We start from the raw sequence: 18143 nt of genomic DNA, 5'->3' as shown, positions 1-18143 counted from the left end.
GGGGCGACCATGGAGTCTATTGCATGGATGGCCTGGACGCTGCCGACCGCGATCTTCTTCGCCGGGCTGGCCTGCACGCTCGCGGTGATGACGTGGCTCGCTGCGGTCTATCCGGAGGCCGAGCGCATCGGCGTTCTCAGTATTCCGACCACGCGCGGCGACCGTCTGTTCATCTCGCTGATCGCGGCCGCCGTCATCCATCTCGTGTGGATCGGCCTCGTCGGGACCGATCCGATCGCCACGCTGCCGATCGGCGAGGAGGGGTTTGAAATTTCGAGCCTGTGGCTCGCAAGTGGAATTTCGCTGGCCACGGCAGTGCTTGTTTTTCGCACGGTCTGAAGCTCGCGAAGGGACGGCCAGATCCGGGGGGCAACCCGGACCTGTATAAAAGTTTGTCGCTGCAACGGAGGAACAACATGCGACAGTTTAGGAGAAGGAAAGGTCCATTGACCAAGAATAGTTTTCTGACCATGTCCAGCGCCGCTGCGATCGTAGCAGTGTCGTTCGCCGTCTCGGCGCCCGTTCGCGCCGCCGACGACGCCGTGATCCAGAAGTGGATCGCGGAATTCCAGCCCTCGACGCTGTCGAAGGAAGATCAGAAGAAGGAGCTGGAGTGGTTCGCCAAGGCCGCCGAGCCGTTCAAGGGCATGGAGATCAACGTCGTCTCCGAGACCATCACGACCCACGAATACGAGTCGCAGACGCTGGCCAAGGCGTTCTCCGAGATCACCGGCATCAAGCTCAAGCACGACCTCATCCAGGAAGGTGACGTCGTCGAGAAGCTGCAGACGCAGATGCAGTCGGGCAAGAACGTCTATGACGGCTGGATCAACGACAGCGACCTGATCGGCACGCATTTCCGCTACGGCCAGACCGTGGTGCTGTCGGATTACATGACCGGCGAGGGCAAGGACGTCACCGATCCCATGCTCGACGTCAACGACTTCATCGGCAAGTCTTTCACGACGGCTCCGGACGGCAAGCTCTACCAGCTGCCCGACCAGCAGTTCGCCAACCTCTATTGGTTCCGCTACGACTGGTTCACCAATCCGGACTACAAGGCCAAGTTCAAGGCCAAGTATGGCTACGAGCTCGGCGTGCCCGTGAACTGGTCCGCCTATGAGGACATCGCCGAGTTCTTCACCAACGACATCAAGGAGATCAACGGCGTCAAGGTCTACGGCCATATGGACTATGGCAAGAAGGACCCCTCGCTCGGATGGCGTTTCACCGACGCCTGGCTGTCGATGGCCGGCAACGGTGACAAGGGCATTCCGAACGGCCTGCCGGTCGACGAATGGGGCATCCGCATGGAAGGCTGCCGCCCGGTCGGCTCATCGGTGGAACGCGGTGGCGACACCAACGGTCCGGCCGCGGTCTACTCGATCACCAAATATCTCGAGTGGCTGAAGAAGTATGCGCCGCCGCAGGCGCAGGGCATGACCTTCTCTGAAGCCGGCCCCGTTCCGGCGCAGGGCAACATCGCCCAGCAGATGTTCTGGTACACCGCCTTCACCGCCGACATGGTGAAGCCGGGCATCGCCGTGATGAACGCGGACGGTACGCCGAAGTGGCGTATGGCGCCCTCGCCCCACGGTGCGTACTGGAAGGAAGGCATGAAGCTCGGCTACCAGGACGCCGGCTCCGCGACGCTGCTGAAGTCGACCCCGCCGGACCGCCGCAAGGCAGCCTGGCTCTATCTCCAGTTCATCGTCTCCAAGTCGGTGAGCTTGAAGAAGAGCCATGTCGGTCTCACCTTCATCCGTGAATCCGACATCTGGGACAAGTCGTTCACCGAGCGTGCGCCGAAGCTCGGCGGCCTGATCGAGTTCTACCGCTCGCCCGCCCGCGTGCAGTGGACCCCGACCGGCAACAACGTGCCCGACTATCCGAAGCTCGCGCAGCTGTGGTGGCAGAACATCGGCGATGCGTCGTCCGGTGCGAAGACGCCGCAAGCCGCGATGGATGCCCTTGCGGCTGCCCAGGACTCCGTGATGGAGCGTCTGGAGAAGTCCGGCGTGCAGGGCGCCTGCGGTCCGAAGCTGCACAAGAAGGAGAAGCCGGAGTACTGGTTCGCCAAGGCCGAGAAGGACGGCACCATCGCGCCCCAGCGCAAGCTCGCCAACGAGAAGCCGAAGGGCGAGACGGTCGACTACGACACGCTGATCAAGTCGTGGCCGGCGACCCCGCCGAAGCGCGCGGAAGCGAAGTAAGCGGCGCGCAGCGTCATCAAAATGAAAGGCCGGGAGCGATCCCGGCCTTTTTCTTTCATGCCGCATTCACTTCGCCGACCTTACTCCTTCCGCTTCACAGAATCTTCGATCATCTTCTGCACGTGTGCAAGCCAGGCGTTCCGCATCGCCTGGTCCGCAAGATCGATCTGCGTGTAACTCGACAACGTGTAGAGGTTGGCGCGGTAGAAATAGGTGAGCGAGAGGATCGACAGATAAAGATGGAAGCGGTCGCAGTCCGCCCTGAACTCGCCCCGTTCGACCCCGCTCTGGAGCACGCGCTCAAGCATGCCGAGCTGCGTATTGGCGAAGCTGCGACGGATATTGTTCTTGACGTGACGGCCCTTGAAGAGATTTTCCGTGGCGAGAATGCTCAATAGCTCCGGATGGGCCCAATAATAGTTCCAATTGAAGGCAACCAGCGCCGCCAGCGACTGGCGCGGGCTGGAAAAATCGAGGTCGAGCGCCTCTTCCGACGCGACCAGATCGGCATAGCAATGCTCGATGACCTGATGAAAGAGCTTCTCCTTGCTCTTGAAGTAATAATAGAGCATCCGGTCGTTGCTCTTGGCGGCCTTGCTGATGCGATCGACCCGCGCGCCGCCGTAGCCTTCGCGGGCAAACTCGGCGACGGCCGCACGCAGAATGGCTTCACGGGTCTGATCGGGCGCTCGCGTCCGTCGAACCGTTGAGGCCCTTTTCCGCTTGGCCGCCCGCTTGAGGCGCGGGCCGGCCAGTGTACGGGCTGGCAGCTCTGTATCGTTGGCCATTGCGTATCCCAGGGAATCACAGCCAGCAGGATGGGGCCTGCCGCTTTTTTGGCAAGCCCCGCCGATTCTTCGCCATTGACAACCATCAGCCCGTGGTATTCGCTATGTAGTAAGTACTACATACATACGCGAGTCCCAATGGCGGGAGGCTGATATGCGCATTTCGGCTGCTGCGAAGTTCGTCGGACTTATCCTGGCGGTGGCCTGCGCCCCAGGCCGGGCCGCAGAGCCACCGCCGATCAAGATCGGCGAGATCTCAAGCTATTCGGCCCTCCCGCTGGGGACCCGCGGTTATCGCCAGGGCTGGGAGCTCGCGCGCGACGAGATCAACGGGAAAGGCGGCGTGCTCGGCCGCAAGCTCGAGATCATTGCCCGCGACGACGCCGGCAAGCCGGACGTGGCCATCACCGCAGCCGGTCAGCTCGTCGACGGTGAGCAGGTCGAGCTCCTGACGGGCACGATCCTCTCCCATGTTGGCCTTGCCGTCGCCGATTTCGCCAAGCAGAAGCGGACATTCTTCCTCGCCTCGCAGCCCCTGACCGATGCTCTCATCTGGGAGAAGGGCAATCGCTATACGTTCAGGCTGCGGCCGAGCACGTATACCCAGGCCTTCATCCTGGCAAAGGAGGCGGCCAAGTTCCCCGCGCGGCGCTGGGCGACGATTGCACCGAACTACGAGTTCGGTCAGGCGGCGGTGGCGAGCTTCAAGCGCGAACTGAAGCGATTGAAGCCCGACGTCGAATTCGTCTCCGAGCAGTGGCCGCCGCTCGGCAAGATCGATGCCGGTGCAGTCGTGCAGGCAATGGCGGGGGAGAACCCGGATGCCATCTTCAATGCGACGTTCGGATCGGATCTTGTCAAGCTCGTGCGCGAGGGATCGACGCGAAATGCCTTCGCGAACCGCGCCGTGGTAAGCATTCTCTCCGGCGAGCCGGAATATCTGGCACCGCTGAAAGATGAGGCGCCGCCCGGCTGGATCGTGACCGGATATCCCTGGAGCGAGATCAAGACACCTCAGCATGACTCGTTCTTGAAGGCCTATATCGCCCGATTCAAGGAGCCGCCCAACATCGGCGCGCTCATCGGCTACACCAACACGCTGGTCCTCGCGAAGGCGATCGAGACCGCCGGCTCGACCAAGTCCGACGATCTGATCAAGGCGATGGAACATCTGAAGGTCGATACGCCGGTGGGGCCGATCGCGTTCCGTGCGATCGATCATCAATCCACCATGGGCGTCTACGTCGGCAAGCTCGCAGTGCGAGACGGCCAGGGCATAATGACCGACTGGCGCTATGTCGACGGTGCCGATTACCAGCCCGCCGACGCCGAGGTCATGGCCAAGCTCAAGAACTAGAGGTGCCGCATGAACCTGTTCGCTCCCCGCAATACCTGGTACCCGCTGACGTGGTCTCGCAACGTCACGCGCTCGCTGTCGCGCCACCGCATCCTCGGCATGGACCTTGTCGTCTATCGCAGCGAAGGGGGTGGCGTCGTTGCGCTCGACGACGCATGTCCACACCGGTTGGCGCCGCTGTCGATGGGCAAGCTCAAGGGCGATGCGATCGAGTGCGGCTATCACGGCATGACGTTCGGGGCCGACGGTCGCTGTGTCCGGATTCCGGGGCAGCCGATGATCCCGCCGAATGCACGTGTGTCGTCCTATCCGCTCAGGGAGAAGATGGGACTGGTCTGGATCTGGCCCGGCGATCCCGCACTCGCCGACCCCTCGCGGATCTATGATCTGCCGCAATACGGTCAGAACGACTGGCATGCGGCGGAAGGAGACGCTCTTCGAATCGAAACCAACTATCTCAACCTTGCCGACAATCTCTGCGATCCCGCGCATGTCAGCTTCGTCCACCTGTCGACGCTCGGCAATTCGGCCAGCGAAGACATTCCGGTGGAGCACACTTTTTCCGAGGATGGCGTGCTGGTGTGGCGGTGGATCAGGAACGCGCCGCCGATCCCGCTGTTCGCCAAGTACGGCAATTTCGCCGGCAACGTCGATCGCTGGCATTACTATGACTATATCGCGCCCTGTATCGCGGTGATCGATTTCGGCAGCGCGGATGCCGGCAAGATCGCAGATCCCATTGACCGGGACGGGGGACTGCGCATCTTCGCATGCCACTTCATCACGCCGGTCGACGACCACATCTGCATCGACCACTGGCTCCATGTGCGCAATTTTGCGCTTGACGACGGCGACGTCGATCAGCGCCTGCACGCCGATTTCCGTATCGCCTTTAACGAGGACAAGGAGATTCTGGAGCGAATCGAGAAGGTCGCGCAGGCCCGCCCCAATGCCAAGACAATCCGTCTCGCCATCGATGCCGCCCCGCAGCGCATGCGTCGCATCGTTGAACGCATGGTGGCTGCGGAGAGCGAGACGCGCGCATTGGCGTGAGCCTGCCGGCAGGCACAGGCCGGCAGCAGCCCCGGCCTTCTCGAGTGGTGAGCGGATCCTCTTGCCGCACAGTCATTGCGAGCGCAGCGAAGCAAATCCAGAGTCGTTCCGCGGATGCAGTCTGGATTGCTTCGTCGCATCAGTGCAAAATTGCTTCGCAATTTTGTCACTGCCTCCTCGCAATGACGGAGGATGGAGTGACGACGGGGCGGCTACTCCGCCGGCTCGGCCGCCAGCGTCGGATAGTCCGTATACCCCTTGGCGCCGCCGCCGTAGAACGTGGTCTTGTCCCAGTCGTTCAGGCCTGCGCCCTGCTTCAGCCGCTCGACCAGGTCGGGGTTGGAGATGAACGGCTTGCCGAAGGCGATGAGATCGGCCGCGTTCGCCTCCAGCATCTTGGTGGCGAGGTCGAAATCGTAGCCGTTGTTGGCGACGTAGGCGCCGGAGAACCGCTTGCGCAAGGAGGCATAGTCGAACGGCGCGATGTCGCGCGGGCCGCCGGTGGCGCCCTCGACGACGTGGAGATAGGCGAGCTTGAGCGCGCTGAGGCCATCGACGATGTGGTCGAAAAGCGGTTGCGGGTTGCTGTCGGAGAGATCGTTCGCCGGCGTCACCGGCGAGATGCGGATGCCGGTACGGTCGCTGCCGGCCTCAGTGGCAACAGCCCCGGCGACTTCCAGCATCAGCCGCGCGCGGTTCTCGATCGAGCCGCCATAGGCATCGGTGCGCTTGTTGGCGCCGTCCCGTGCGAACTGGTCGAGCAGATAGCCGTTGGCGCCGTGGATCTCGACGCCGTCGAAGCCGGCCTCCAGCGCGTTCTTCGTCGCACGCTTGAAGTCGTCGATAATGCCGGGAATTTCGGAAAGCTCGAGTGCGCGCGGCTCGGAGACGTCGGCGAAGCCGCCGTTGACGAAGGTCTTGCCCTTGGCGCGGATCGCGCTTGGCGCGACCGGAGCTGCGCCATTCGCCTGGAGATCGACATGCGAGATGCGGCCGACATGCCAGAGCTGGATGAAGATCTTGCCACCGCGCTCGTGGACGCGGTCGGTGACCTTGCGCCAGCCGGCGACCTGATCCTTCGAGTAGATGCCGGGCGTGTCTTGATAGCCTTGGCCCTGTTGCGAAATCTGGCTCGCTTCAGTGATCAGGAGGCCTGCGGAGGCGCGCTGGGCGTAATAGTCGGCGGCGAGTGCGCCGGGCACGAACGTGCCGGGAACGGCGCGGTTGCGCGTCAGCGGCGCCATGACCAGGCGGTTGGCCAGCGTGATCGGGCCGAGCTTGTAGGTCTCAAGCAATTTGGTCAAACGGCTCATGGGAAATGCTTCCAGGCGGTGAGAGGTCTTGAACACTTGTGCATCGCGACATCAGGCGCAAGGGATGAGCCATACGGAAAGTGCAGGCGAGCTACGCGTCAACGCCCGCGTAGCACAATTCATACGCCATTTTGGCCACGACAGTGGAATACGGCTGTCGTGGCCGTGCAATCGCAATCAGTTTGCACCCAGGAAATCGCGCTTGCCGATCTCGACGCCGTTGTGGCGCAAAATACCGTGGGCGATCGCGGCGTGGAAATAGAAGTTCGGCAGCGAGAACGAGCTCAGGAATTGCTGGCCCTTCATGGTGATGGATTTGTCGGGGCCGGCCGGGAAGGTGACGTCCCTGACATCGGCGCCTTCGAACTGCTCGGGCTTGAACGACTTCACATAGTCGATCGTCTTCGCCAGCCGCTGCTTCAATTCCGCGAAACTGGTCTCCGTGTCGGGCGTCGACGGCACCTCGCTGTGGGTCAGCCGCGCGCAGCCCTTGGTGGCGAAATCGCTGACGAGCTGGATCTGCTTCGACAGCGGCAGCATGTCCGGGAAGAGGCGGGAGCCGAGCAACACGCCGGGGTCGATCTTTTTCGCTGCACAATGCGCCTCGGCCTTGGTGAGCAGGCCGGTCAGGCTGTTCAGCATTTGCAAATAGGCGGGAACGACGGCGTCGTGGAAGGACATGTGATGCTCGCTTCGATGAGGGAAAATCTCAGGAGAAAACCTGAGTTACTCACATGGGAATGTCATGGAAAAATACAATCGCGAGAAGCGGCTTGTGCAATGCGAAAATTCTCTCCAGGTGTCATCGCCCGCGAAGACGGGCGATCCAGTAAGCCGAGACGGCAGTGATTGACCGAGAGGCCGCGGCGTACTGGATGCCCCGCCGGCCGCCTTCGCTAAAGCTTCGGCGCCCCTGGACCTTCACCCCGGCGAAGCCTTGGCGTAGCCGGGTCGCGGGGCATGAGAGAAGGGCTTAAAGCGCGATGAGATTTGGATGAATCGTCATCGCGCTTTAGCTTGTTGTTTACGCAGGATCTTTCCGGAAAACCGCTTCGCACTTTTCCGGATCATGCTTTAGCGCACCACGCCCGCCGGTTGCGCCTGCGCCGTGCTGCCGCGCATGCGGGCGAGCAGCTCTGCCGTCGGCCAGGAATCCGCCGGCAGGCCGTACTTGATCTGCATTGCCTTCACGGCCGCGCGGCTCTGCTGGCCGAGCACGCCGTCGATCTTGCCGACATTGAAGCCGGCTTGGACGAGGAGCTGCTGCAATTGCTTGAGTTCATTGAACGGCAGCTGCGCGACCGGCGCGGCAGGTTTGCGCATCGGCGGCGCGCCCGCGATGCGCGAGGCGAGATAGCCAGCCGTGGTCGAATAGATCAGCGAATTATTCCACTCCGTGTAGGCCGAGAAATTCGCGTATGCCATGAAGGCAGGACCGGTCCGTCCCATCGGCAGCAGCACGGAGGCCGGCAGGTTGTCGCTCGGCAGCGGTCGTCCGTCGGGATAGGTCACGCCCAACTGCGCCCATGTCGAGCGCGGCTCCCGCACCGTGAGATCGGTCTTCTCCCACGGCAGGTTTGGCGGCACCTTGATCTCTTCCAGCCATGGCTCGCCGCGCCGCCACTTCAATCCGTTTGCGATGTAGTTCGCGGTCGAGCCGATCACATCAGCCCTAGAGTGCAACAGGTCGCGCCGCCCGTCGCCGTCATAATCGACGGCGTAGTTGACGTAATGCACGGGCAGGAATTGGGTCTGCCCGAGCTCGCCGGCCCAGGAGCCGATCATCTCGTCGGGATGCAGATCGCCGCGGTCGATGATCTTCAGCGCGGCGATGGTCTCGTTCACGAACATCTCGGAGCGGCGGCAATCATAGGCGAGCGACACCAGTGATTTCAGCGTCGGCAGGTTGCCCATGTTGGCGCCGAAGTCGCTCTCGAGCCCCCAGAAGGCGGCGATCACGGCCGGCGGTACGCCATACTCCTTCTCGGCGCGCGCGAACGCGGCAGCGTATTGCTTGATGTGCTGCTGTCCGTTCTGCATGCGATAGGGCGCGGCCATGCGTCCGGCAAATTCAGTGAAGAGCTGGCCGAACACGCGCTGGCCGCGGTCGCGATTGACGATGCCCTGGTCGTAGACGAGATAGGGCGAAGCCTCCGCGATCGCGCGCTGCGACACGCCGGCGGCCGCCGCCTGTTGCTTCACGTCGGCCAGGAAGCGATCGAAGCTCGCGCCGTTATGGCACGAGGCCGCGCGCGGCGAGGGGGCCGTTGCTTTTGGCGCGACGGGCCTGGCGGGCGGCGGCGCGAACTGGGCGGAGGCGGGTAGTGCGAGGGCAAGCGAGACCGCGATCGTTGCGATCGCAAGGCGAGAACCAAGGCAGTTCATCGGCATCAATATCTCTGGTGCTGTCAGGGGAAGCCGCTAGGCGGCCAATACGGCGCGTTTCACCGCGAGGGGAAGGGCTGTGTCGCGAAGGAAGGTTTTCGGATAAAGGTAATCCTCGCCACGATTACCAGTTGGTTGCTTCGCGACTTCGTCATGATTCACGGAACATGTTCTTGATCTTGAATTCCTTGCGGCCGATACCGCCAGCTTCATACCAATGTATCTCAGCGAGATGGGTAGAGCCATCGCATAATCGGACTTGGGCAATACCCTTGCGCTTTCGCCAGCGTCCCTCCCGTAGATTCGCCGCAGCCGGGCAATTTCGCGATACCCGAGCCACTGGCGAAAGTTTCGACGTCGGTAATCTCGCCGAGAATTTCGAATTGCATGGCCGCGATCGTGCCCGGCCGTTCCGGCCCGGGTCAAGTGCCGCGGCTCCGCGACGCACCCGGAAACCTTGCACCCGGGCCGGGGTCATCCCCACCTGATATGTGCCGGCCTGCAGGCGTTCCAGCGGCCGCGGCCGGCCAGGAGGGACGGCCATGAACTATCTTCGTACCGCAATGCTGCTTGCAGGCCTGACCGCCCTGTTCATGGGCGTCGGCTATCTGATCGGTGGCGCCTCCGGCGCCATGATCGCGCTCGTCATTGCCGCCGCGACCAATCTCTTCACCTATTGGAACTCCGACCGCATGGTGCTCTCGATGTATGGGGCTCATGAGGTCGACCGTTCGACCGCGCCGGAGCTGGTCGGCCTCGTCGCCGAGCTCGCGGGCCGTGCAGGCTTGCCGATGCCGCGCGTGTTCCTGATGGACGAGATGCAGCCCAATGCATTCGCGACCGGCCGCAATCCTGAAAACGCCGCGGTCGCCGTCACCACCGGTCTTGTGCGCCAGCTCAGCCGCGATGAGCTCGCCGGCGTGATCGCGCACGAGCTCGCGCACATCAAGCATCACGACACGCTCTTGATGACCATCACCGCGACGATCGCCGGCGCCATCTCCATGCTCGCGCAGTTCGGCATGTTCTTCGGCGGCCACCGTGACAACAACAGCGGTCCGGGTATCGTCGGCTCGATCCTGTTGATGATCCTCGCCCCGCTCGGTGCCATGCTGGTCCAGATGGCGATCAGCCGCACCCGCGAATATGCCGCGGACAATCTCGGTGCGCGCATCGTCGGACAGCCGATGTGGCTGGCCTCCGCGCTGGTGAAGATCGAGGGTGCCGCCCACCAGGTCGCGAATTTCGAGGCCGAGCGAAATCCCGCGACCGCGCACATGTTCATCATCAATCCGCTGTCGGGCCACGGCGTGGACAATCTGTTCGCCACCCATCCCTCGACGCAGAACCGCGTTGCCGCCCTCCACCAACTCGCGGCCGAGCTCGGCACGCGCGCGGCACCGTCGGTCGGCGCCAACGAGAACTACCCGCCGCGCGGTCCCTGGGGCCACTCGTCCTCGCCTGGCCCCTCACGCGGGCCTTGGGGCTAACGGAACCGGTAGGGATTTGCGTCCGGCTTTGTGACCTGGCGCACACGGGGTCGTCCCCGCCGGTGTTAACAGTTCGGCGTGACCATTCCTTCGAAAGGGGATGCGCGGCCGGCCCTCTGCCGGCCGCCGTCGAAGATGACCAGAGCTGCCGTACCATTGCTGATCGTCCTTTGCGTGCTCGTCGGCCTGTCCACGCACATGGTCGTCAATTGCGGCGACGAAGACGATCCCGACATCTGCTCGGCCGTGATCGGCTTCTCGCCGCTGCGGGGCTCGCTGATCGCCTTCGCCTATGAGGGGCGCGGGCGGATCGCGCTGCGCCACGGCGATTTCAAGCGCGCCATCGCCGATTTCGACGAGGCCATCCATCTCAATCCCAACCGCGCCTCGCTCTATCGCGACCGGGCGCTGGCGCGCCGGCAGAACGGCGATCTCGAGCTTGCCATTGCGGATTACGACGAGGCGATCGCGCATGATCCCAAGCTCGCCGCACCCTATCACCAACGCGGTCTCGCGCTTGCCGCCACGGGCGATCTCGATCGCGCCATCCTGAGCTACAACACGGCGGTTCGCCTCGATCCCTCGGACGCACAAGCCCGCCTTGATCGGGGTCTGGCATTCCTCGCCCGAGGTCAGATCGACGACGCGCGCGCCGATTTTGAAGCCGCCCTGACGCTGCCGGCCGGCAAAGACGTCCGCGCCCGCGAGGCCGCACGTGCCAGGCTCGCCGAGCTCGCCAGCGCCGAGCCGCTCGCCGTGCCAAGGCGGTGAGAGATACCTAAAGCGGCATTCGCCGCTGCAAGCGAAGCCGGGTGAAAGGTTTCTATCCTCACGAACAGTCTGGCGAGCGGAAAGAACCCTCATCCGGCGCCATGGCCGAAGCTTCGTTTCGGCGTTCCTAAGAACGGCGGCTGAAGGCCGCCTATGCCACCTTCTCCCGCAGGGGGGAGAAAGAAAGAAAGCATCCACTACTTCGCCTTCTTGGCCTTGGCCTTCTTCGCCATTGCCTTCTTTGCCGGCTTCTCCTTCGCCGTCTTTTCCTTCACCGTCTTCTCCTTCACCGCAACCGGCGTGCTGGCGGCCAGGCGCATCGATCGGGCGTAGCTGTCGGCGACGTTGTCTGCGGACATCTGCAGGCGCTTGGCGGCGGCGGTGGCCTGCTCCATGGTGGCCTTGGCCAGCATCTTGAAGCGCTCGCCGGTCTCCTTGCCCTTGGCCTTGGCCGCAAGGCCGTTGAAGCGATCCCGCCGCTCCTTGGCGCGGGTCATCAGGCCCGTATGCAGCTGTCTGGCCAGTTGCCGGATCACGACATCCAGGTCGGCTTCCGCCATGTTCTCTTATCCCCTTCGAAAAACGATATCGATGCGGCGGGACTATGCAGATCGGGCCCCGCCTTGGCAATTCCCGCCGGCGCGTCATCCGCAGCTTCCGGCTGACAAAACAAAAAAGCCGCGCATTCCGCGCGGCTTTTGGGTGGTCTGGCTTGAGAACGCCAGGTCTGCCTCACTTCAGCGAGGCGACCGGGCCGTTCGAGGCCGCCGGCTCGGGATCGAAGCCGAACACACCGACCAGGTATTTGTAATAGTCCGGCATCTTCTCCTTGAGCGCCTCGCGCGACTTCGGATCGTGGAATTCGCTCTTTCCGGAGAGAAAGATGCTGGCGGTCACGGCGAAGAACTCCATGGGGTTCTTCATCGCATAGGATTCCTTGGGCAGCTGGTCCTTGGACTTGGCGAGGGCATAGTAGCCGATCACGCCCTTGTTGGCGTAGCCGTCCGGCAGCAGCCGCGCGTGATAGGCGTGCAGGAGCTCGTGCAGCAGCACGGCCTCCTTTTCGTAGCGCATCATGTCCGGCCGCAGCATGATCACGCCGAGCCCCGAATCGACCGCGAGATCGACGGCGTTCGGATTGGTCCAGCGCTGCTTGTCGTGGTCCCAGACCGTAAGGGTCCGGGGCGCGGTGCGTTGGATGTCCGGCGTGACCCGGCCGTAGCAGGCGGTGGCGGCGCCTTCGTCGAGGCAGGCGAGCTCGCTCGCGACGATCGGAACGGTGTGGAAGAAGCGCAGCACGCGCGGGGACAGGCCGACGCCTTCGACGACGTCGATCTGGCTCTTCAAGTTCTCGGTGAGCTTGGCGACATCCTTGCGGTCGCGGTTCTCGGAGATGTCGAACATGTAGCCGCGGTAGCTCTGGAAGCCCGGCGGCAGCGCCTGCGCTGCCTCAGCGGTCGCATCGAGCGCCCCGGCCCTGGATGGATTGGCAAACAGCGCGCCGACGATGGTTGCGGTCAGCAGCAACGCAATGCGCATGATGAACCCCCTGATGTCACTTCGCCCGGCACAATAGGCCGCCGTTGTTTGCGAAAAGTGAGTGCGGCGAGACTAAGGCACCGATGTTGAAGCGTGCTTAATCCTTGGTTGCAGATCGCGAAGGCGGATTAGGGCCGGGTTAACCAAGGAGAGCCGGCTCGAAGTGGCCATTGGCGAGGCCAGCAAACTGCTTCCCCGTCATCCCGAGGTGTGAGGCTGGCGATGCGGATGCATCGTCAGCCGAGCCTCGAAGGATGCACGGCCGGGATGCTGCATCCGGGCATCCTTGGCTCACTATGGGGGCGCTCGGCGTCGCCATAGTGAGCGCCTCAGGATGACGGGGTTTGCTGTCAGGTGTAAGCTCACAGCACCAAGCTTCAGATAGCCGGAAGGAGGATGCCATGTATGCCGCCATCCGTCAGGCCAAGGCGAAAAGCGGGAGCGCGGAAGAGCTGGCGCGCCGCATCAAGGACGGTGCCGTTCCAATCATCAGCGACGTCGACGGCTTCCGCGCCTATTATGTCGTCTATGCCGGCGACGACACGGTGACCGCGATCTCGATCTTCGACAAGTTCGAGCAGGCGGAGGAAGCGAACAGGCGCGCCATCGCCTGGATCGAGAAGGATCTCGGCCCGCTGCTCGCAGGACATGCGAGCGCGGCGGCCGGGCCGGTGATCGTGCATACGCTGGCGTGAAGTGCGGCAGTCTCGTGCCCCGGACGCAGCGCAGCAGCGCAAGAGCGCTGCTGCGCGTCCGGGGCACGAGAGCTGAATACCCTCACAACTCCCGTGCATTCGAGAAGGCGAAGCTCGACACCCGCCGCGTCGTCTCGTCCAGGATCAGCGTGCGCGTGATCGGCGGCTCGGCGCGCTGGGCGCAGTTTTCGCGCTCGCAGAGGCGGCAGTTGACGCCGATCGGTGTGCCCTCTGTCTTCTCCAGATCCATGCCGGCGGCGTAGGTCAGGCGCGCGGCGTGGCGGATCTCGCAGCCGAGGCCGATGGCAAAGCGCGGCTGCGGCAGCGGATGCGGCGCGACGGGGCGGCGCACCATCTGCGCGATCGAGAAATAGCGCGTACCGTCGGGCAGTTCGATCACCTGCTTGAGCAGGCGGTCCGGCGTGTCGAAGGTCGAGTGCACGTTCCACAGCGGGCAGGTGCCGCCGAATTTCGAGAACGGGAAGGTGCCGGAGGAGAAGCGCTTTGAGACGTTGCCGGCATTGTCGACGCGGAGCAGGAAGAACGGAATGCCGCGCGCATTCGGCCGCTGCAGGGTGGTGAGGCGGTGGCAGACCTGCTCGAAGCCGGCATTGAAGCGCTGCGCCAGCACGTGGATGTCGTAGTTGAGTGCTTCGGCGGCGGCGAGGAAGGCCGGGTAGGGCATCATCACGGCGGCCGCGAAGTAGTTGCCGAGTGTGATGCGGAACAGCCGCCGCGGCGCGTCGTCGAGCGGTCCGGCGCGGCCGATGATGGTCTCCAGATGCTGCGCACATTCGCCAAGCCCGAGCTGGAAGGCGAGCTGGAACGCGCGGCCGGGCGGGTCGACCAGCTCGGAGATCAGGAGCTGGCGGCGATGGCGATCAAAGCGCCGGAGCGTCTCGCGCATCACATCGACCGGCATGATGCGGGTCTGGATCGAATGCTTTTCGCGCAAGCGCGCGACCAGCGCCGCGTACAGCCCTTCGGCCGGCACGTTCAGCTCGTCGCGCAGATTTTCCGCGGCCTGCTCCAGCTCCGGAAAATAGTTGCGGTTGGCTTCGATCAGCTCGCGCACGCGCTCGACCGGATTGGCCTCGTAGCGCGTGCCAACGTCGCGGTCGGCCATCTGCGCGGCGGCCAGCGTCTCGCCCTGGCGGGCCTCGGTATAGGCGGCGTAGAGCCGCTGCAGCGCGTGAGTGACGCCGGGGCAGAGCTCGGCGAGGTCGCGCAGCTCCTGCTTGGGCACGTCGATCTGACGGAACAAGGGATCGGAGAAGACCTCGTTGAGCTCGGCAAAGAAGCGGTCCTCGTCCGCGGTGGCGAGGTCGCGCAAATCGAGATCATAGGTCTCGGCCAGCCGCAGCAGGATCTGCGCCGTAACCGGGCGTTGGTTGCGCTCGATCAGGTTGACATAGCTCGGCGATATCCCGAGCCCCTCGGCAATCTGGGTTTGCGACAGCCCCAATTGCTGCCGGATCCGCCGGAACCGCGGGCCGACAAAGAGTTTCTTGCCGGAATCGGCGGGCATTTCTCAGATCTCCGACGCTTCGAGGGCCAGCCCTGCTGACCAATTTTTACAAACTTTACAAAATAACATCTGTTACATGTTCTTATGTTACATGACATCACCAATAAAAAACAAGGCCTCTATACGAAGTTTCTGTTTTCACGTTTAGCTCCTGACACGCATTTCGCAATGCACTGTCAAGAATGTCGATGGCAAGCCATCGCCAGTGAAAGGATCAGGCACATGAACTACCAGCTCCGCGGCATCAACGCGCTCCAGCGCCCGGCCTCGTATCAGAGCGAGATCGAGGCGGCCCAGGCGCTTCTCGAGACCAAGCCGACCTGGAACGGCGTGACGGCCGAGGCCGTCGCCCGCATGCGCCTGCAGAACCGCTTCAAGACCGGCCTCGACGTCGCCCGCTATACCGCGGCGCTGATGCGGGCCGACATGGCCGCCTATGACAACGACCCCGCCAAGTACACGCAGTCGCTGGGGTGCTGGCACGGCTTCATCGCCCAGCAGAAGCTGATCTCGGTCAAGAAGCATTTCGGCAAGACTGATCGCACCTACCTCTATCTCTCGGGCTGGATGATCGCGGCGCTGCGCTCCGAGTTCGGTCCGCTGCCCGATCAGTCGATGCACGAGAAGACCTCGGTGCCGGCCCTGATCGAAGAGCTCTACACCTTCCTGCGTCAGGCCGATGCGCGCGAGCTCAACGACATCTTCCGCAGCCTCGACAAGGCGCGCAAGGAAGGCGACAAGATCCGTGAGAAGGAGCTGATCGAGAAGATCGACAACTTCCAGACCCATGTCGTCCCCGTCATCGCCGACATCGATGCCGGCTTCGGCAACGCCGAGGCGACCTATCTGCTCGCCAAGAAGATGATCGAGGCGGGCGCCTGCGCGCTGCAGATCGAGAACCAGGTCTCGGACGAGAAGCAGTGCGGCCACCAGGACGGCAAGGTCACCGTGCCGCATGAGGTCTTCCTGGCGAAGATCCGCGCCTGCCGCCACGCCTTCCTCGAGCTCGGCGTCGAAGACGGCATCGTCGTGACCCGCACCGACTCGCTCGGCGCCGGCCTGACGCAGCAGATCGCCGTCAGCCACAAGCCCGGCGACATCGGCGACCAGTACAACAGCTTCCTCGATTGCGAGGAGGTGACGCCGGAGAACGCCCGTAATGGCGACGTCATCATCAACCGTAACGGCAAGATGATGCGTCCGAAGCGGCTGCCCTCCAACCTCTACCAGTTCCGTCCCGGCACCGGTGCGGACCGCTGCGTGCTCGATTGCATCACCTCGCTCCAGAACGGCGCCGACCTGCTCTGGATCGAGACCGAGAAGCCGCATATCGAGCAGATCGCCAGCATGGTCGATCGCATCCGCAAGGTCGTGCCGAACGCCAAGCTCGCCTACAACAACTCGCCGTCGTTCAACTGGACCCTCAACTTCCGTTGGCAGGTCTACGACGCCTGGAAGGAAGCGGGCAAGGACGTCAGCAAGTACAACCGTGCCGAGCTGATGAAGGCGGAGTACGACGAAACTCCGCTGGCGCAGGAAGCCGACGAGCGCATCCGCACCTTCCAGGCGGATTCGGCCAAGCGCGCCGGCATCTTCCACCACCTGATCACGCTGCCGACCTATCACACGGCGGCGCTGTCCACCGACAATCTCGCCCGCGAGTATTTCGGCGAGCAGGGCATGCTGGGCTACGTCAAGAACGTCCAGCGCGCCGAGATCCGTCAGGGCATCGCCTGCGTGAAGCACCAGAACATGGCCGGCTCCGATATCGGCGACGACCACAAGGAGTACTTCGCCGGCGAAGCTGCCCTGAAGGCGGGCGGCGTCCACAACACCATGAACCAGTTCGGCTAACGAATCACGCTACTCTCGACAGGAGACTGACAATGACCAAAGGCAGCAATTTCTGGGTGATCGGCGGCGAGTTCGGTTCGATGAACTTCCACAAGCTCGTCGAAGGCTCGGCCCAGGTCAAAGGTCCCTTCAAGACCCGCAAGGAAGCCGAGGACTGCTGGCGCGAGGTCTCGGAAGAGAGCCGCCACAAGGCCGGCGTCCGCTTCTCGATCGTGGAAGAGCCGCAGCGCGCCCCGGCCGCCTGATCAGGCGGCTGCCGAGCTTACCTTAAGAAGACGTCCAAGGACGGATGGTCCCATCCAGGCCTAGCCTGGGTGGGATCGTCTGTTTTTGGCACAGGTAAACGTTGTGGGCGCCGTAAGTATCTGGAATTGTGGGCCTTTGCGGAGGGTGTGGTTGCTGATAGGTTAATGACGGACAGTCGAGGACGAGGCCGACAATGTCAGAGCCCGAGACCAGCGGGACCCATCCCGGCCAGCCACGCCCGGTGCGGCTGCGCGATGCGCTGCTGCGCGCGCGGATCGAGGCCGCCGACCGGACCGGCGTCGTCGTCGATCTCAGGGACGCCGAGGTGGCGCGGCTCGAGATCCTCAACGATGCGCTCGATCCCTTGTTCGCGCAGGTGCCGGACAAGATCGACCTGTTCGACCGCGGCATCAGCCAGGGCGATACGCCGCGACTATGGATCGACGTCGTCGCCCATATCGTGATGGGGCGCGACAAGCGGATGTACCGCTTCGTCCAGGACACCCGCTTCGGCCGCATCGTGCTTGCCGAATCACACGACACCGCTGTGATCGTCGATGCCGTTACCGACTACGTCGCGCGCCGCATGATCGAGCGCGAGCATGCGATGGCGGTCCTGCCCGAACCGCAAGCAGCGGCCGCCGAGCCGCCGCGCCGCTCACGCTTCTGGCCCTTCGTGTTCGGCTTCGTGCTCGGCGCTGCCGCCTTGTTCGGGGTCGCCGTGCTTGCGGTCTTGCGGAACTGGTGAGGCGCTCACCGTCGTCATTGCGAGGAGCCCTTGCGACGAAGATTCCATGGGGAGTGGATAGCGACCAGGTCTGAGGCCAGACTGAGGGTTGCTGAATCCATTCAACCTGGAGACGACGATGTTGCTCGATCATCCTTCCGACGGACTGGCCGCTATCCGCACG

General features: G+C 63.5%; 17 protein-coding genes. 10 read left to right on the top strand and 7 right to left on the bottom strand.

From position 1 onward, the window contains the following. The first annotated feature begins 9 nt into the window (after nt 1-9). Together EAV90_RS33705 and EAV90_RS33700 are read left to right on the top strand one after the other, a co-directional pair. Nucleotides 10-339, top strand: coding sequence for a DUF2160 domain-containing protein (locus tag EAV90_RS33705; RefSeq protein WP_129145846.1), 330 nt, complete (start codon nt 10-12; stop codon nt 337-339). A gap of 131 nt (nt 340-470) precedes the next feature. Continuing rightward, complete coding sequence (locus tag EAV90_RS33700; RefSeq protein ID WP_162500628.1) at nt 471-2213, top strand: ABC transporter substrate-binding protein; 1743 nt, start codon at nt 471-473, stop codon at nt 2211-2213. Between the two features lie 80 nt (nt 2214-2293). On the opposite strand, the gene EAV90_RS33695 is transcribed toward EAV90_RS33700, so the two are convergent. Next, the gene (locus tag EAV90_RS33695) at nt 2294-3001 is read right to left on the bottom strand and encodes a TetR/AcrR family transcriptional regulator (RefSeq protein WP_129145845.1); all 708 of its coding nucleotides are present in this window, start codon (nt 2999-3001) and stop codon (nt 2294-2296) included. A gap of 160 nt (nt 3002-3161) precedes the next feature. Between EAV90_RS33695 and EAV90_RS33690 the strand changes: the two genes are divergently transcribed. Both EAV90_RS33690 and EAV90_RS33685 read left to right on the top strand, forming a co-directional pair. Next, entirely contained in the window at nt 3162-4358 is a 1197-nt protein-coding gene (locus EAV90_RS33690) for an ABC transporter substrate-binding protein (RefSeq protein ID WP_430644760.1), read from the top strand. A gap of 9 nt (nt 4359-4367) precedes the next feature. Continuing rightward, a complete protein-coding gene (locus EAV90_RS33685) occupies nt 4368-5411 on the top strand; it encodes an aromatic ring-hydroxylating dioxygenase subunit alpha (protein WP_129145843.1) in 1044 nt (347 codons plus the stop codon). Nucleotides 5412-5623: 212 nt separating this feature from the next. Here the strand turns inward: EAV90_RS33685 and EAV90_RS33680 are convergent, their stop codons facing one another. The 3 genes from EAV90_RS33680 to EAV90_RS33670 all read right to left on the bottom strand — a co-directional run bounded on the left by EAV90_RS33680 (nt 5624) and on the right by EAV90_RS33670 (nt 9115). Further along, nucleotides 5624-6724 (bottom strand): alkene reductase, encoded by a 1101-nt coding sequence (locus EAV90_RS33680; RefSeq protein WP_129145842.1) that lies wholly within the window; start codon nt 6722-6724, stop codon nt 5624-5626. A 177-nt stretch (nt 6725-6901) separates the two neighbouring features. Then, nucleotides 6902-7405: a DUF1993 domain-containing protein gene (locus tag EAV90_RS33675; RefSeq protein ID WP_122404864.1), complete on the bottom strand. Its 504-nt coding sequence runs from the start codon at nt 7403-7405 to the stop codon at nt 6902-6904. 393 nt (nt 7406-7798) lie between these two features. After that, nucleotides 7799-9115 carry a lytic murein transglycosylase gene (locus tag EAV90_RS33670; RefSeq protein WP_164937218.1) on the bottom strand — a complete coding sequence of 439 codons (1317 nt, stop codon included), beginning with the start codon at nt 9113-9115 and terminating at the stop codon, nt 7799-7801. A gap of 536 nt (nt 9116-9651) precedes the next feature. On the opposite strand from EAV90_RS33670, the gene htpX reads away from it, so the two are divergent. Both htpX and EAV90_RS33655 read left to right on the top strand, forming a co-directional pair. Next, on the top strand, nt 9652-10599 hold the full coding sequence (gene htpX, locus EAV90_RS33660; RefSeq protein ID WP_122404862.1) for a zinc metalloprotease HtpX: 948 nt from the start codon (nt 9652-9654) through the stop codon (nt 10597-10599). Between the two features lie 135 nt (nt 10600-10734). Beyond that, nucleotides 10735-11370, top strand: coding sequence for a tetratricopeptide repeat protein (locus tag EAV90_RS33655; protein ID WP_208738563.1), 636 nt, complete (start codon nt 10735-10737; stop codon nt 11368-11370). A 197-nt stretch (nt 11371-11567) separates the two neighbouring features. On the opposite strand, the gene EAV90_RS33650 is transcribed toward EAV90_RS33655, so the two are convergent. Both EAV90_RS33650 and EAV90_RS33645 read right to left on the bottom strand, forming a co-directional pair. Next, entirely contained in the window at nt 11568-11930 is a 363-nt protein-coding gene (locus EAV90_RS33650) for a hypothetical protein (RefSeq protein ID WP_129145840.1), read from the bottom strand. A 172-nt stretch (nt 11931-12102) separates the two neighbouring features. Beyond that, complete coding sequence (locus EAV90_RS33645) at nt 12103-12909, bottom strand: hypothetical protein (protein ID WP_122404859.1); 807 nt, start codon at nt 12907-12909, stop codon at nt 12103-12105. 401 nt (nt 12910-13310) lie between these two features. Here EAV90_RS33645 and EAV90_RS39855 point away from each other — a divergent pair, with 401 nt between their 5' ends. After that, nucleotides 13311-13604 carry an antibiotic biosynthesis monooxygenase gene (locus EAV90_RS39855; RefSeq protein WP_014497428.1) on the top strand — a complete coding sequence of 98 codons (294 nt, stop codon included), beginning with the start codon at nt 13311-13313 and terminating at the stop codon, nt 13602-13604. A gap of 82 nt (nt 13605-13686) precedes the next feature. Here EAV90_RS39855 and EAV90_RS33635 read toward each other — a convergent pair whose 3' ends face one another. Further along, nucleotides 13687-15132, bottom strand: a complete 1446-nt coding sequence (locus EAV90_RS33635) for a helix-turn-helix domain-containing protein (RefSeq protein ID WP_122404858.1) — start codon at nt 15130-15132, stop codon at nt 13687-13689. Between the two features lie 222 nt (nt 15133-15354). Between EAV90_RS33635 and EAV90_RS33630 the strand changes: the two genes are divergently transcribed. From EAV90_RS33630 to EAV90_RS33620, 3 genes are all read left to right on the top strand, one after another. Then, entirely contained in the window at nt 15355-16986 is a 1632-nt protein-coding gene (locus EAV90_RS33630) for an isocitrate lyase (protein ID WP_129145839.1), read from the top strand. Between the two features lie 32 nt (nt 16987-17018). Continuing rightward, nucleotides 17019-17231, top strand: a complete 213-nt coding sequence (locus EAV90_RS33625; protein WP_024341447.1) for a DUF4170 domain-containing protein — start codon at nt 17019-17021, stop codon at nt 17229-17231. A gap of 194 nt (nt 17232-17425) precedes the next feature. Continuing rightward, nucleotides 17426-17980 carry a hypothetical protein gene (locus tag EAV90_RS33620; RefSeq protein ID WP_122404856.1) on the top strand — a complete coding sequence of 185 codons (555 nt, stop codon included), beginning with the start codon at nt 17426-17428 and terminating at the stop codon, nt 17978-17980. The last annotated feature ends 163 nt before the right edge of the window (nt 17981-18143 follow it).

It is taken from the genome of Bradyrhizobium vignae (genome assembly GCF_004114425.1).
Lineage (GTDB): Bacteria > Pseudomonadota > Alphaproteobacteria > Rhizobiales > Xanthobacteraceae > Bradyrhizobium > Bradyrhizobium vignae.
Note: the sequence above shows the minus strand (reverse complement) of the source record. Positions and strands in the feature narration are given on the sequence as shown.

Bases quoted from the DNA above. Each gene is read 5' to 3' on its own strand.
- EAV90_RS33705 (WP_129145846.1), top strand. From the start codon at position 10: ATGGAGTCTATTGCATGGATGGCCTGGACGCTGCCGACCGCGATCTTC.
- EAV90_RS33700 (WP_162500628.1), top strand. From the start codon at position 471: ATGTCCAGCGCCGCTGCGATCGTAGCAGTGTCGTTCGCCGTCTCGGCG.
- EAV90_RS33695 (WP_129145845.1), bottom strand. From the start codon at position 3,001: ATGGCCAACGATACAGAGCTGCCAGCCCGTACACTGGCCGGCCCGCGC.
- EAV90_RS33685 (WP_129145843.1), top strand. From the start codon at position 4,368: ATGAACCTGTTCGCTCCCCGCAATACCTGGTACCCGCTGACGTGGTCT.
- EAV90_RS33680 (WP_129145842.1), bottom strand. From the start codon at position 6,724: ATGAGCCGTTTGACCAAATTGCTTGAGACCTACAAGCTCGGCCCGATC.
- EAV90_RS33675 (WP_122404864.1), bottom strand. From the start codon at position 7,405: ATGTCCTTCCACGACGCCGTCGTTCCCGCCTATTTGCAAATGCTGAAC.
- EAV90_RS33670 (WP_164937218.1), bottom strand. From the start codon at position 9,115: ATGCCGATGAACTGCCTTGGTTCTCGCCTTGCGATCGCAACGATCGCG.
- htpX (WP_122404862.1), top strand. From the start codon at position 9,652: ATGAACTATCTTCGTACCGCAATGCTGCTTGCAGGCCTGACCGCCCTG.
- EAV90_RS33655 (WP_208738563.1), top strand. From the start codon at position 10,735: ATGACCAGAGCTGCCGTACCATTGCTGATCGTCCTTTGCGTGCTCGTC.
- EAV90_RS33650 (WP_129145840.1), bottom strand. From the start codon at position 11,930: ATGGCGGAAGCCGACCTGGATGTCGTGATCCGGCAACTGGCCAGACAG.
- EAV90_RS33645 (WP_122404859.1), bottom strand. From the start codon at position 12,909: ATGCGCATTGCGTTGCTGCTGACCGCAACCATCGTCGGCGCGCTGTTT.
- EAV90_RS39855 (WP_014497428.1), top strand. From the start codon at position 13,311: ATGTATGCCGCCATCCGTCAGGCCAAGGCGAAAAGCGGGAGCGCGGAA.
- EAV90_RS33635 (WP_122404858.1), bottom strand. From the start codon at position 15,132: ATGCCCGCCGATTCCGGCAAGAAACTCTTTGTCGGCCCGCGGTTCCGG.
- EAV90_RS33630 (WP_129145839.1), top strand. From the start codon at position 15,355: ATGAACTACCAGCTCCGCGGCATCAACGCGCTCCAGCGCCCGGCCTCG.
- EAV90_RS33625 (WP_024341447.1), top strand. From the start codon at position 17,019: ATGACCAAAGGCAGCAATTTCTGGGTGATCGGCGGCGAGTTCGGTTCG.
- EAV90_RS33620 (WP_122404856.1), top strand. From the start codon at position 17,426: ATGTCAGAGCCCGAGACCAGCGGGACCCATCCCGGCCAGCCACGCCCG.